The organism is Duganella sp. CT11-25, assembly GCF_047302815.1.
In the GTDB taxonomy this organism is placed as follows: Bacteria; Pseudomonadota; Gammaproteobacteria; order Burkholderiales; family Burkholderiaceae_D; genus Rugamonas.
The window spans coordinates 13,996-28,873 of record NZ_JBKBFD010000001.1 but is presented as its reverse complement, the minus strand read 5'-3'; the positions used below and the strand labels follow the sequence as shown (position 1 = coordinate 28,873).

General features: G+C 70.0%; 2 protein-coding genes. Both read right to left on the bottom strand.

The window, feature by feature from the left end; translation table 11 throughout:
* Positions 1 to 35: 35 nt before the first annotated feature.
* Complete coding sequence (locus ACEN9F_RS00020; protein WP_413416552.1) at positions 36 to 8,258, bottom strand: amino acid adenylation domain-containing protein; 8,223 nt, start codon at positions 8,256 to 8,258, stop codon at positions 36 to 38.
* A complete protein-coding gene (locus tag ACEN9F_RS00015; protein WP_413416550.1) occupies positions 8,251 to 14,877 on the bottom strand; it encodes an amino acid adenylation domain-containing protein in 6,627 nt (2,208 codons plus the stop codon). The genes ACEN9F_RS00020 and ACEN9F_RS00015 overlap by 8 nt, the downstream gene beginning before the upstream one ends.
* Between the last annotated feature and the right edge of the window lies 1 nt (position 14,878).

Here is a 14,878-nt window from a genome sequence, read left to right as displayed (position 1 = left end):
GTCAATACGTCGGAGCGAATAGTGGCGTCGTCGTGCTATAGCAGTGGTTTAATCCAGTCGACCACGGCGTCGATGTGCGGCGAGGTCAGCAGCGTGTTGTGGTTGCCGCCGCCGGCACGATGGAACAGCGTGTCGGCCTGCGCGCGCCACCCTTCGATGGCCGCCGCGTCGTCGGCGACCGAGGCCGGGTCGCCGCTGTCGCATACCGTGGCCAGGTGCACCGCGCCGGGATACGGCGCCGTGGGCTGGTAGGCGCAATCGAGGTTGGCGGAAAACACGCGCAGGATCGCCTCCAGTACGCCGGGCGGCGTACGGGCGGGCAGCAACTGATGGGCGACCAGGCGTTCCAGCAGCAGCGTGACCTGGGCCGGCGCATCGCGCCGCTCGAAATCGGCGGCCTCGATCCCCAGGCCGCCTTGCGGCAGCGACAGCGCGAACAGGCCGACCAGCTTCATCAGCATCCCGACCCGCGTGTAGCGCTGGTGCGGCCGCTGCGCGGAATGCGGCGCTTCGGAATCGAGCAACAGCAGCAGTTCCACCTCGGCCCCGGCGGACCGCAGTTGCGAGGCCATCTCAAACGCCACCCAGCCGCCGAACGAATGTCCCGCCAGGCGGTAAGGCCCGGCCGGGTCGATCTTGCGCAACGCCGCGACATAGGCGCGCGCCGCGCTCGGCACGTCGGCGTGCGGCGCCATCGTGCCGCAATAGCCGCGCGGCTGGAAGCCGTACACCGGCATGTCCGGCAGCACCTGGGCCAGCGGCGCGAAGGCCGTCACGGCGGCGCCGGCGCCCGGGACGCAGAACACCGGCCTGCGCCCGCCGCGCCCCGCCTGGATCGTGATGCAGGGGTTGTAGCCCAGTTCGGGCTGCGCGGCCGCGCCGGCGTCCGCCTGGTCCAACAGGCGGCCCAGGGTCCGGCCGACCTGCTCCACATGCGGGCTGGACATCATCGACAGGTGATCGCCGTCCACCGGCCAAAGCCGCAGCCGCCGGCCCGCGAGGGCGTTCCAGCCGCGTGTGATGTCGCGTTCGCCATCGCCCCTGGCGGCGATCAGGTGCAGCGGCAGCGACAGGCCGGCCGGCACATAGGCGCGCAGCGCCTGCACCAGCCGGCGCGAGAAGCCCAGGTAGTTGCGCACCAGCGCCCCCTCCAGGAAGGCCGGCAACAGGCCATGCGCCTGGCAGCACGCCAGCACCTCGTCCAGCGTGCCGGTGCCGGCCAGGTCGCGCAGCTGTCGCAGCAAGTCGGGCGGCAGCTGCGCCTGTCCGGCCAGCAGCTCGACCACGTCGGCGGCCGCCACCTCCTCCTGCGTTTCCGCCAGGGCCGACGGCGCCGGGAACTGGCTCAGTCCCGCATACCCGGACAGGCTGTCCAGCACCGCCAGCAGTTCGACCCTTTCATCCACGCCCACCAACTGCTGCGCCATCTCGTAGGCGATGGTGCCGCCGGCCGAATAGCCCGCCAGCCGGTAAGGCCCGGTCGGCTGCACGCTACGCATCTGGCGCACGTAGCGCGCCGCCACGTCCTGGATGCTGTCGAAGGCGCCGGCCTCCGCCAGCGCCAGGCCGGCGGTGAAGCCATACACCGGACGCCCCTCCGGCAGCCACGGCAACAGTTGGCGGGCGTAGGCCAGCTCGCCGCTGCCGTCGTGGATGAAGAACAGCGGCGCCTGTTCGCCGTGGCCGCGCATGCACTCCAGGTTCGGGGTGGCGCGCGCCCGCTCCGGCTGCAGCAGGCCGGCGATGCCGGCCGGCGTAGGCGCGGCGATCACGTCCGACAAGGAAAGCTGGGCGTTCAGTTCCGCGTGCACGCGGGCGACGAATTGCACCGCCAGCAGCGAGTGGCCGCCCAGCTCGAAGAAGTTGTCGTCGCGGCCCACGCGCTCGACCGCCAGCAACCGCCGCCAGAGCGCCGCGATCGCCTCTTCCAGCGGTCCTTGCGGCGCCGCATAACTGCGCGTGACCATGGCCTCCAGGCCGGGCGCCGGCAAGGCGTTGCGGTCGACCTTGCCGTTCGGCGTCAGCGGGAACGAGGTCAGCGCCACAAAGGCGCTCGGCAGCATGTATTCAGCCAGCTGTTGCGCCAGCGCCGCGCGCACCGCGTCGGGCGCCGGACGCGCGTCCGCCTCGACCAGCAGATAGGCCACCAGGCGCCGCACGCCGTGTTCTTCGCGCACCATCACCACCGCGTCCCGCACGCCAGGGTAGGCGCTCAGACGGGCTTCGACTTCGCCCAGCTCGATGCGGAAGCCGCGCAACTTGACCTGGAAATCGTTGCGGCCCAAGAACTCCACCGTCCCATCCGGCAGCCAGCGCCCCAGGTCGCCGGTCCGGTACAGCCGCGCCTCGGGCGCGTCGCTGAACGGATCGGCCAGGTAGCGCTCGGCTGTCAGGTCGGGCCGGTTCCAGTAGCCGCTGCCGACCGCCTTGCCGCCGATATGGATTTCGCCGCGCACGCCCACCGGCACCGTGCCGCCGAAGCGGTCCAGGATATGGATTTGCGTGTTGGAGATCGGCCGGCCGAGCGGAACGCTGCGGCCCGCCCCGGCCGCCGCGTCCAGCTCGTGCGTCAGCACCACGAAGGTCGCTTCCGTCGGACCATAGACATTCAGCAGGTGCCGCGGCGCCTGGCCGCTGCCCAGCAGGCGCGCCGCCACGTTCGGATCGAGCTTGTCGCCGCCGACCAGCAGGTAGCGCATGCGCGCGAACGCCGGCCTGAGCGCCTCGGCGAACTCGGCGAACAGCCCGGTCGGCAAGGCGATGTGGCTGACCTCTTCCGCCAGCAGGGCCGCCAGCAGCGCGTCCGGCTTCAGCACCACCGACGGCGGCAGGACCAAGACCCGTCCGCCGTGCAGCAGCGGCCCGAAAATCTCCCATATGCAGGTATCGAATGCCGCGTTGGCGACATGCGCCACGCAATCCTCCTCGCCGATGGGGCAATAGGTGTTGTTCACCAGCAGATTGAGCACGTTGCCGTGCTCGACCATCGCGCCCTTCGGCTGGCCGGTCGAGCCCGAGGTGTACATCACATAGGCCGGCAGCTTGCCGGCGGCATCGCGCGCCGCCGGCGCCGGGTTATGCCCGGCCTCCTCCGCCAGTTCATCCGCCAGGGTCTCCAGCGTCAGCACCGGCAGCCCCGACGCGGCGCAGGCCGCATGCCGGCCGGCTTCGCTGACCACCAGGGCCGGCGTGCAGTCCGCCAGCATGTAGGCGATCCGCTCGTCCGGGCTGGCGGCGTCGATCGGCACGAAAGCCGCGCCGGCCTTGAGCACGCCCAGCACGGCGACGATCCGCTCCAGGTTGCGCCCGGAGCAGATGGCGACGCGGGCGCCGGCGCCGATGCCGAGCCGGTGCAGCCGGTGCGCCAGCTGGTTGGCGCGCCGGTTCAACTCGCCGTAGCTCATGCGCCGGCCGTCGAAGACCAGCGCCGTCGCCGCCGGCTTGCGCGCGCTCTGTTCCTCGAACAGCGCATGCACCAGGCCGTCGTCGCGCGTATCGCGCGCGGTCGCGTTGAAGCCGGCCTGGATCTGCGCGAATTCCGCCTGCGGCAGAATGTTCAGCGCCAGCGCGGACGGCGCCGATTCCGCGTCCGCCAGCGCGGCGGCCAGGCTGGCCAGGGCGGTGTCAAGGAAGCCGGCCGCGCGCCGCGCATCGAAGCCTCGGCTTTGCACGACGTAGGAGAACTGCGAACCCGCATCGTCGATCGACACTTCCAGCCGATACACCGGTGCCTGGCGCGTCTGCAACTGGCGGATCCCGCTCCACCCCTGCGCCTGCTGGCCGATACCGGTCGCGGCGGCGTCCTCCCGGTGCCGCACGTTCAGCAGCGTGGAGAACAAGTTGCTGCCCGGCGGCAGCGATGCGCACGCCTTGACGGCGCTGAGCGAGGTCTGCTCATGCACCAGCAGCGCCGCCAGCTGGGCCTGGGCCGCGTCCAGCAATTGGCGCGGCGTCATGCCGTCCAGGTTGACGCGCAGCGGCAAGGTATTGAGGAACATGCCGACCTTGCGGTCGGCCCCCGTCCCGGCGCGCGAACGACCGGACAGCACCGAACCGAACACCACGTCCGGCCCGTCGCTGCACTTGGCCAGCACCAGCGCCCATGCGGCATGGAACACCGCCGCCACGCTGACGCCGGCCATCCGCGCGGCCGCGCGGATGGCCGCGCCCAACTCCGGCGCCAGCTCGCGCACGCACACCAGTTGCGCGGCCGGCGCCGCCGGCTCGGCGCCGAACAGGTCGCTCGGCACGTCCAGGTCCCGCAGCAACTGCCGGAAATAGTCGATGCTGGCGTCCGCGGGCTCGCGCTCCAGCGCGGCGATGAAATCGCTGTAATGGTCGACCGCCGGCAAGCTGTCGCCGCGCCCGGCCAGGCGGGCGCCGATCTCCTGCATGATCTGGCCCATGCCGATATGGTCGACCACGATATGGTGCTGCGCCAGGCAGGCATACCACTGCCTGCCGTCCGCGTGCGGCGCCAGGTAGAGGTGTAGCAGCGGCCCCTGGCCCAGGTCCATCGCCCCATGCTCGCCCGTGGTCCGCGCCGCCAGTGCGGCCAGCGGATCGGCGCCGGCCTCCGGCATCAGGGTTTCGACCGGCAGCACGGCATGGCGCCGCACCAGTTGCAGCGGACGCGGCATGCCGTCCCAGTGGATGGACGTGCGCAGGATGTCGTAGCGTTCGATGGTGGCCTGAATCGCGCCGACCAGCGCGTCCACATGGCCGCGGCTGTCGAGCTGCAAGGTGGTGCGGGTCAGGAACGGGTCGTGGTGCTGGTCCAGCATGTGGTGGAACAGCATGCCCTCCTGCAAGGGGGACAGCGGGTAGATGTTCTCCACATTGGCCGCCCCGCCCGGCACGCCGGCGGCCAGCATGTCGATCTGCGCTTGGCTCAGCTGCACCAGCGGCAACAGCGCCGGCGTGATCGCCGCCGTGCCGGCCGGTATGCCGCGCGCCACCGCCGGCGCCTGCTCCCGGTCGGCGGCGGCGGCCAGCGCGGCCAGGCCGCGCACCGTCGGCGTGCCGAACACCGCGCCCATTTCCACCAGCATGCCCACCGCCCGCATCTGCTCGATCAGCAGCAGTATCAGCATCGAATGGCCGCCCAGCTCGAAGAAATTGTCGTCGCGGCCAACCTGGCTGACGCCCAGCAGTTCCCGCCAGATGGCGGCGATCGCCTGCTCCATCTCGCCCTCCGGCGCCGCGTAGGCGCCGTGCGCGGCGGCCTGCTCGTCCGGCGCCGGCAGCGCGCGCCGGTCCAGCTTGCCGTTCGCCGTCAGAGGGAACGCGTCCAGCACCACGAACGCGCCCGGCAGCATGTACTCGGTCAGCCGCCGCGCCAGCGCCTCGCGCAGCGCGCGCGCCGCAGGCGCCTGCGCCCCCCGCGCCGTGACGTAGGCCACCAGCCGCCGGTCGCCCGGGCTGTCCTCGCGCACCACCACCACCGCGTCGGCCACGCCGTCGCAGGCGCGCAGCGCCGCCTCGATTTCGCCCAGCTCGATGCGGAAGCCGCGCAGCTTGACCTGGAAATCGTTGCGCCCCAGGTAGGCGATGGTGCCGTCCTCGCGCCAGCGCCCCAGGTCGCCCGACTTGTACATCCGCGCCCCCTCCCGGCCGGCGAACGGATCGCGCACGAAACGCTCGGCGTCCAGCTCCGGACGGTTCAGGTAGCCGCGCGCCACGCCCATCCCTCCCAGGTACAGTTCGCCCGCCATGCCCACCGGCACCGGCTGCCCCTGCGGATCGAGGATGTAGACGCGCGCATTGCCCAGCGGCTTGCCGATGTGCGGCGTGGCGCCGGCGCCGTTGACCAGCCCCAGCGTGACGTCGACCGTGCATTCGGTCGGCCCATACATGTTGTAGAAGCGCGTGACCGGACTGGCGCGCAAGACCTGCCACGTCGTCTCGCCCAGCGCCTCGCCGCCGATCAGCACGCTGGCCGGCCGGTAGTCCTGCCGCGCCAGCAGCCCGGCCGCCAGCAGCACCTCCAGCTGCGACGGCGTGCAGTCGAAGGCGTCGATGCGGTGCTCGGCCAGGAACGCCACCATCGCCGCGCCGTCGGCGCGGATCTCCTGCGGCACGATGTGCAGGCAGTGGCCCGACAACAGCTGCAGGATGCCCTTGAGCGACATGTCGAACGCGAACGACGCGTTCAGCGCCACCCGCGCGCCTGCCGGGCAGGCGCTGTGCGTGCTGCGCCGCGTCTCTTCCCAGAAGTTGAGCGCCGAACGGTGCGCCACCATCACGCCCTTGGCCGTGCCGGTCGAGCCCGAGGTGTAGATCACATACGCCAGGTGCTCGTCGTGCAGCCCCAGCGCCCGGGCGTCGGGATCGTGCGCGGGCTGGCCGCGCAGCGCCTCGCCGTCCTGGTCCAGGTACAGCACCGGACACCGCGCGCCGTGCCAGCGCGCGGCCTGCGTCCAGCCGCTTGCCGCCAGCACGGCCGCCGGCGCGCAATCGCCGACGATGTAGTCCAGCCGCTCGGGCGGATAGGCCGGGTCGAGCGGCACGTAGGCCGCGCCCGCCTTGAGGATGCCCAGCAAGCCGACGATCATTTCTTCCCCGCGCGGCGTGCACAGCCCGACCAGCTGGTCCGGCTGCACGCCCCGCGCCAGCAACGCGTGGGCGACCCGGTTGGCTTGCCGGTTCAATTCGCCGTAGCTCCACACCCGGCCTTGCCAGGCCAGCGCAGGCGCCTGCGGCGTGCGCGCCGCCTGCGCCTCGAACACCCCGTGTATCGTGCGTCCCGGCGTGAACGGCGCTTCGCTCGCGTTGAACCGCTCCAGCACCAGCGCCCGCTCGCCTTCGCCCAGCAGGTTCAAGCGGCTCACCGGCTGCGCCGCATCGGCAACCATGCTCCACAGTACCTGCTCGAACCGCCGTCCCAGCCGTGTGATCGTATCCTCGTCGAACAGAGCGCTCGCATACACCAGGGAGACCGACAGCGTGCCGTCCATGTCCGTCAGATACATCTGCAGATCGATGTGGGTGGTTTCGGTGCCCAGGTCCAGGCCTTCGATCGTCAGGTCGGGCAAGCCCAACGTCTCGCTGCGGCTGACATTGTTCATCGTCAGCATCACCTGGAAGATGGGATGATGGCCGGCGCGTCGTTCGGGACGCACGGCTTCCACCACCTGCTCGAACGGTATGTCCTGATGCTTGTGGCTGTCCAGTACGGTATCCCGTACCTGGCGCAAGGCCTCCTCGACCGTCGGATCACCGTCGAACCGCACCCTCAGCGCCAGGCTATTGACGAAAAAGCCCAGCATCGATTCGATCTGCTGCTGCGAGCGGTTCGCCACGGACGTACCGACGACCAGGTCTTGCGCCCCGCTCCAACGCGACAGTACCATGGAAAAGGCCGCCAATGCCGTCATGAACGTCGTGGCGCCGAACCTGCGGTTGAACTGCTGAATCGCCGTACACAGCGGCGCCGGCAAAGTCACTTCATGGCAGCGCCCGGCCCAGCTCTGCGAGGGGCCGCGCGCACGGTCGGTCGGCAAGTCGAGCACCGCAGGCGCGCCTTGCAAATGGCTGCTCCAGTAGTCGCGTTGGCGCTGCAGGGCGGCAGCGGAAACCTGCGTGCGCTGCCACGTCGCGAAGTCCGCGTACTGCAGGCGCAGTGGCGGCAGGCCGTGCGGCACGCCGGCGCGCGCGGCGGCATACAGTGCGCCCAGCTCACGGGTCAGGATGCCCTTCGACCAGTCGTCGGTGATGATATGGTGCTGGGTGAGCACCAGCCAATGCTCATCCCCCCCCATCCGTAGCAAGAGACCGCGCGTGAGCGGTCCGGTTGCCAGCGCAAAGGGCTCGCGCGCCATTTCCGCCATGCGCGCCAGGGCCGCATCTTGCCTCGTCCCGTCGGGCAGCGCGCTCACATCGTCCTCGCGCAAATCAAAGCCGCAATCGGCGGGGCCGATCTCTTGAACCGGTCCCGCTTCCGCCGCCACAAACCGCGTGCGCAGGATTTCGTGACGCGCCACCAGGCCGTCCAGCGCGGCACGCAAGGCATCGACATCAAGCCGGCCGCGCAGCCGCATCGCTGAGGATGCGCGGTACGCCGCGCCGGCGGCCATATCGATTTGCTCAAGGAGCCACAGGCGCTGCTGCCCCCACGACAACGGCAGTGCGGCATCGCGCGCGACGGCAGCGATGGCGCCTTCCCTGTCGCCGCGCGTGCGCAGCGCGAGCAACTTCGCCGCCCGCGAGATCAGGACTTCCTGCTTTAATTGCTCGGTTTTCGTGAGCGGACTATTCATTACCAAGACCTTCCTTTTCTCGGGTTAAGATTGCTTCTAGTTCACTATCATCCAGCGCATCGAGGTCGCGTGTCAGCTCGGCGAGCTCCTCCTCGCTCAGCGCGGCCAACTGCTGCACGGTGATTTCCTGGGCCAATGCGGCCAGCGTCGGCGTCTGGAACAAGCTCCTGAGTTCCAGCTCGACGCCGGCCTGCTCGCGCACGCGCCCCAGCAATTGAATCGCCAGCAGCGAATGGCCGCCCAGGGCAAAGAAATCGTCGTGCCGGCCGACCTGTGACACGCCCAGCAATTGCCGCCAGATGTCCGCCAGCAGTGTTTCCATTTCCCCCTGCGGCGGTTCGGCCGGCGCCGCCCGGTGCGCATCGTCGTCCGGCGCCGGCAAGGCCTTGCGGTCCAATTTGCCGTTCGGCGTCAACGGGAAAGCCGGCAGCACGACGATGGCGCCGGGCACCATATATTCGGCCAGGCGCGTCAGCAGCAGCGGGCGCAGCGTGGCGGTGGATAAAGTCGCGCCGTCGGTCACGACCACGTAGGCCACCAGGCGCTTGCCGCCGTCGGCCTCCGGCCGCGCCACGACGACGGCGTCGCGCACGCCTTCGCAGCGCAGCAGCGCCGATTCAATCTCCTCCAGCTCGATGCGGAAGCCGCGCACCTTGACCTGGAAATCGTTACGTCCCTGGAAATACACGGCGCCGTCGTCGCCCCAGCGCCCCAGGTCGCCCGTGCGGTACAGGCGGGCGCCGGGCCCGGCGCTGAACGGATCGGCGATGAAGCGGCTCGCGTTCAAGTCGTCGCGATTGAGATAGCCGCGCGCGATGCCCAGCCCGCCGATGCAGATCTCGCCGGTCGCCCCGGCAGGCAGCAGGCGCTGCCTGCCATCCAGAATGTAGATCCGGGCATTCAGCATCGGCGTGCCGATCGAGGTCATCGAGCGCGCGTCGTCCGCCGCCACATAGGTGGCGGTGCAGGACACCGTGGCCTCGGTCGGCCCGTAGGTGTTGACCAGCCTGACGCCGGCCGGACGGATGGTGTCCCAGTCGAGTATCTTTTGCGGCGACAGCACGTCGCCGGTGACGTTGATCAGCCGCACCCCGTGCAATTGCTGCAAGGCCAGGTGTGGCGCCGCCAGCCAATGGCCCACCAGGTTGTGCCAATGGGCCGACGTCAGGTGCACCACGCTCGGCCGCATGCCATCGTCCAGCGCCAGGTTGGCGCCGAACAGGCCCTCGGTCGGCATGACGGCCGCGCCGCTGGCCAGCGCCGGGAAGATTTCCTCCACCGACAAGTCGAAGTTCAGGGTGTTCTGATGCAGGACGGTGTCGCCGGCATGCGAGGCGAACAACGCCACGGCGCCGGCGCTGTAGTTGCACAGGTTGCCGTGCTCGACCATCACGCCCTTCGGCAGCCCGGTCGAGCCCGACGTATAGATCACATAGGCGAGATGGTGCGCGCGCAGCCCCGAGGCCGCCGGATCGGGATTGTGCGGCGCGCAGGCCGCGATGCGCTGCGCATCGGCATCGACCAGCACCACGGCGCCGTCTTGCGGCGCCAGCCTGGACGCCAGTTCTTGCCGCGTCAGCACGGCCACCGGCGCGCTGTCGCCCAGCATATGCGCCAGCCGCTCCGGCGGGAAATTGGGGTCGAGCGGCACATAGGCGCCGCCGGCCTTCAGGATCGCCAGCATGCCGACGATGCTGGCGACGCCGCGTTCCAGCGCCAGGCCGACCCGGCTGTCCGGCCCCACGCCGAGCCCGATCAGATAGTGGGCCAGCCGGTTGGCCCGGATGTTGAGTTCGGCGTAACTGAGCACTTCCTGCCGCGTCCGCACGGCCGGCGCGTCCGGCTGGCGCGCCGCCTGGCGCTCGAACAACTGATGCGCCAGCAGGTCCGGCGACGCCGGCGTCACGGGATAGGCGTCGAGCAAGGCGTCGCGCTCATCGGGCGGCAGGATATGCAAGGCCTGCAACGGCGTGTCAGGCGCCGCTTCCAGCGCGTCCAGCAGCTGGCAGAGCGTGGTGTGCAGATAGCCGATGATGCGCTGCGGGGCGATCCGCACCGTGCACGCTTCGAGGGCGAAGTCGCTCCCCGTATCGTCGATCGACACGTCGATCGGATAATTGGTGCGTTCCTCTGCCGACAATAAGTGGACGCCATCCCATTCCTTAAGGGCTTGCGCGGCCTGCTGCCGGGGGCTGTGCCTGTAATTCAGCAAGGTCGTAAACAACGGGGCGGGCGCGGCGACGCCGCTGCAGCGCTGCGCCAACGCCAACGGCGCCTGTTCATGCGTCAGCAACTCGCCCAGGTCGCGGTAGGTGGCGGCGACGGCGTCCAGCGCGCTGGCGCCGTCGAGCCGGATCCGTATCGGCAGGGTGTTGATGAACATGCCCAGCGTGCCGCCGCTGCCCGCCGTGCCGCGCATGCGGCCCGACAGCACGGTGCCGAACACCACATCGTCGCGTCCGGCGCACCGGCCCAGAACCAGCGCCCAGGCCACGTGGAACAGCACCGCCGGTGTCACGGCGTGGCGCCGCGCGGCCTCCCGCAGGCGCGCACTCATCGCCGTCTCCAATGCCATGCGCGCGATGCGCACGTCCTTGCCGCTGCCTTGCACATCGAGCAGGCCGAACGGTGCCGTCGGTTCCTCCACATCGCCCAGCACGCGCCGGAAATATGCCTCTTGCACGACAGGATCGTCGTTTAGCGTCTGCGCGATGAAATTGCGGTAAGGCAGCGAGGCCGGCAATTGGTCGGCCCGGTCCCGCAGCAACAGGCCTATCTCGGCGATCAGCAGCTCCATCGTCACATGGTCGCTCACCAGGTGATGATTCAGCAGCGACAAATGGTACTTGCCGTTTTCCTCATCGTGCACCGTGTAGGCGCGCAGCAAGGGAGCACGTAGCAGATCCAGGCGCAGTTGGCGCGGATCGGTTTGCGCCATCAACCGTTCAAGCGCATCGGCGCCGCCGTCGAGCCGTTCGACGAGCAGCGGCGCCGCGCGGTGCACCACCTGCACCGGTTGCGGCAAGCCTTGCCAGCGCACGGCGCTGCGCAAGATGTCGTGGCGGTCGATGACCCGCTGCAGCGCGTCCAGGAACGCCTCCATCCGCGCGGCCGTGTCGAAGCTGATCACCGAACGCATCAGATAGGCGTCGCCCTCGCCGCCCAGCAGGTGGTGGAACAAGATGCCCGCCTGCACCGGCGCCAGCGGATAGATGTCCTGGATATTGGCCGCGCCGCCGGGCACGGACGCCGCCACCTGCTCGATCTGCGCCGGCGTCAACGCCACCAGCGGCAGCATCTCCGGCGTGATCACCGTCGCGCCGGCCGGGACGCCGTTGGGCGGCACCTCGAACGCCGCCGCGCCGCCGGCCGTCACCAATCCGGCCGCCAGTTCCGCCAGCGTCGGCGCCCCGAAGACGCTGCGCACATCGCCATGCCAGCCCCGCTGGCGCAGGCGCTCGAGCATGCCGATCACCATCAGCGAATGGCCGCCCAGCTCGAAGAAGTGATCGTGCCGGCCCACCTGCTCCACGCCCAGCAGTTCCTGCCAGATCGCGGCGATGGCCTCTTCCGCCGCCCCTTGCGGCGGCGCATATTCGCGCACCGCCAGCGCCGACGCATCCGGCGCCGACAGCGCCTTGCGATCGAGCTTGCCGTTCGGCGTCAACGGCAACGCCTCCAACATCACGAACGCGCCCGGTATCATGTACTCGGCCACTTGCCGCGCCAGCGCCGCGCGCAGCGCCGCCGCTTCCAGCTGCGCTCCCGTCGCCGGCACCAGATAAGCCACCAGCCGCATGTCGCCGCCCTCGCCGCGCGCCACCACCACCGCCTCGCCCACGCCCTCGCATGCCATCAGGCGCGCTTCGATCTCGCCCAGTTCGATGCGCTGGCCGCGCAGCTTGACCTGGAAGTCGTTGCGGCCCAGGTATTCGATCGCGCCATCCTCGCGCCAGCGGCCCACGTCGCCCGTCTTGTACATGCGCGCCCGCGGCACGCCGCTGAACGGATCGGGCACGAAACGCTCGGCCGTCAATTCATGGCGGTTCAGATAGCCGCGTGCCACCTGCACGCCGCCGATATACAGTTCGCCGGCCACGCCCACCGGCACCGGCTGCCCTTGGCGGTCCAGCACATACATCGCCGTGTTGGCGATCGGACGTCCGATCGGCACGCTGCTTCCCGCCTGCCCCGGCAGGCAATGCCATGCCGTGACATCGACCGCCGCCTCGGTCGGTCCGTACAGATTGTGCAGTTCGACGTCCGGCAGGCTGCGGTGGAAATGCTGCTGCAACGCCGCCGGCAGCGCCTCGCCGCTGCACAGCACGCGCCGCAACGAAGCGCAGCGGCGCGCGTCGGCCTGCGGCAGGAACAGCTGCAGCATCGACGGCACGAAGTGCAGCATTGTGATGCCCGCCGTCTCGATCGCCTCGGCCAGGTATTGCGGGTCCTGATGTCCCTGCGGCCGCGCCATCACCAGTTGCGCCCCGGCCAGCAACGGCAGGAAAAATTCCCAGACCGAGACGTCGAACGCCATCGGCGTCTTTTGCAGAACGCGGTCGCGCGCCGTCAGCTGGTAGGTGTCCTGTGCCCACAGCAAACGGTTGACGACGCCGTCGTGCTGGTTCATCGCGCCTTTCGGCTGCCCGGTGGAGCCGGAGGTGTAGATCACGTAGGCCAGATGGTCCGGGCGCAGCGCGCCACGTTCCGGATTGGTGTCCGGCAGGCCGGCCAGCGCCGCCTCCAAGCCATCGAGTTCGAGCACCGGCACGGCGCCCGCGGCCAGCCGGTCACGCAAGGCGCTGTGCGTCAACAGCGCGCGCGGCGCACTGTCGGCCAGCATGTAGGCCAGGCGCTCGGCCGGATAGTCGGGATCCAGCGGCACGTAGGCCCCGCCCGCCTTCAGGATCGCCAGCAGCCCCACCACCATCTCGACGCTGCGCTCGACGCAGATCGCCACCCGCTCGTCCGGGCCGATGCCCAGCGCGCGCAAGTGATGCGCCAGGCGGTTGGCGCGCTGGTTCAGCTGCGCATAGCTCAGGCGCTCGGCGCCGCACACCAGCGCCGTCGCCGCGCCATCGCGCGCCACCTGTTCCTCGAACAGCTCGTGCACCAGGCGCGACGGATAAGGATGCGCCGTCGCGTTGAAGCCGGCCAGCTGCGCCAGCCCCGCCGGGTCCAGCAGCGGCAGACGGCTCACCACCTGCTGCGCGTCGGCCACCATGCCGGCCAGGATCGTTTCGAAGTACTGGATGAAGCGGGCCACCGTGCTCGCATCGAACAGCGCGCTCGCGTAGGTGAGAGAACCGTGCAGCGATCCCTCGTACTCTTCCAGCACCAGGCTTAGTTCGAACTGCGCGCTGTTGCCGTCCTGCGGCATGCTGTCCAGCGTCAGGTCCGGCAGCGTCAGGCTGCGCGCCGGTGTGTTGTTCAGGCTCAGCATCACCTGGAAGACCGGGCTGTGGCTGGTGCTGCGCGGTGGCTTGAGCGCCTCGACCACCTGCTCGAACGCCACATCCTGGTGGCTGTAAGCCTCCAGCGTACTGGCCTTGACCCGGGCCAGAAGCTGCGCCACCGTGGGATCGTCCTCCAGCGTCACGCGCAGCGCCAGCGTGTTGATGAAGAAGCCGATCAAGTTCGTCACGTCGCCACGCTGGCGATTCGCCACCGGCGTGCCGGTCACCACCTCGCCCTGCCCGCTCAGGCGCGATAGCAGCACCGACCAGCCGGCCAGCAAGGCCATGAACAAGGTCGCGCCTTCCCGTCGCGCCAACTGGCGCAAGCCATCGGCCAACGCGGCCGGCAGGCGCACCGGCAGCGCGCCGCCCGCATAGCTTTGCTGCGCCGGACGCGGCCGGTCTAGCGGCAATTCCAGCAGCGACGGCGCGCCGCCCAGGTGGCCGCGCCAGAACGCCAGTTGGCGCTCCAGCAGCTCGCCCTGCAGCCAGCCGCGCTGCCATTGCGCGTAGTCGGCGTACTGCACGGCCAGCGGCGGCAGCGGATCGGCCTGGCCCTGGCTGAAGGCGGTATATAAAGTCCGTACTTCCTCGACCAGGAGGCCGACCGACCAGCCGTCCGACACGATGTGGTGCTGCGTCAGCAGCAGCACGTGTTCCTCTTCCGCCAGCCGCAGCAACTGGCCGCGGATCAGCGGTCCCCGCGCCAGGTCGAACGGCGCGCTCGCCTCGTCCACGCTGTAGCGCTCGACGGCGCTGGCTTGCTCATGCCCCGCCAAGGCGCGCAGGTCGCTCACCGCCAGCGCGAATGCGGCCGGCGCGTCGATCTGTTGCGCCGGCTGGCCGGCCTGCTCGACGAAACGGGTGCGCAGCACTTCGTGGCGCGCCACGATGCGCGTCAGCGCGGCGCGCAAGGCGTCGGCGTCGAGCCGGCCGCGCAATCGCAGCCGCGCGGGCATGTGGTAGGCGGCGCCGGCCGCCGGGTCCATCCGGTCCAGGAACCACAGGCGCTGCTGCGCCCACGACAACGGCAACGCCGTGTTGCGGTCGGCCAGCGAGATGGGGGCTTCCACAACAGGTATCGCCGTGCGCTCAGCCTGACGCGCCAACTTCAGCATCAACAGCTCGCGCTTCAATTCTTCCAGGGTGCTATGTGTCTTCATG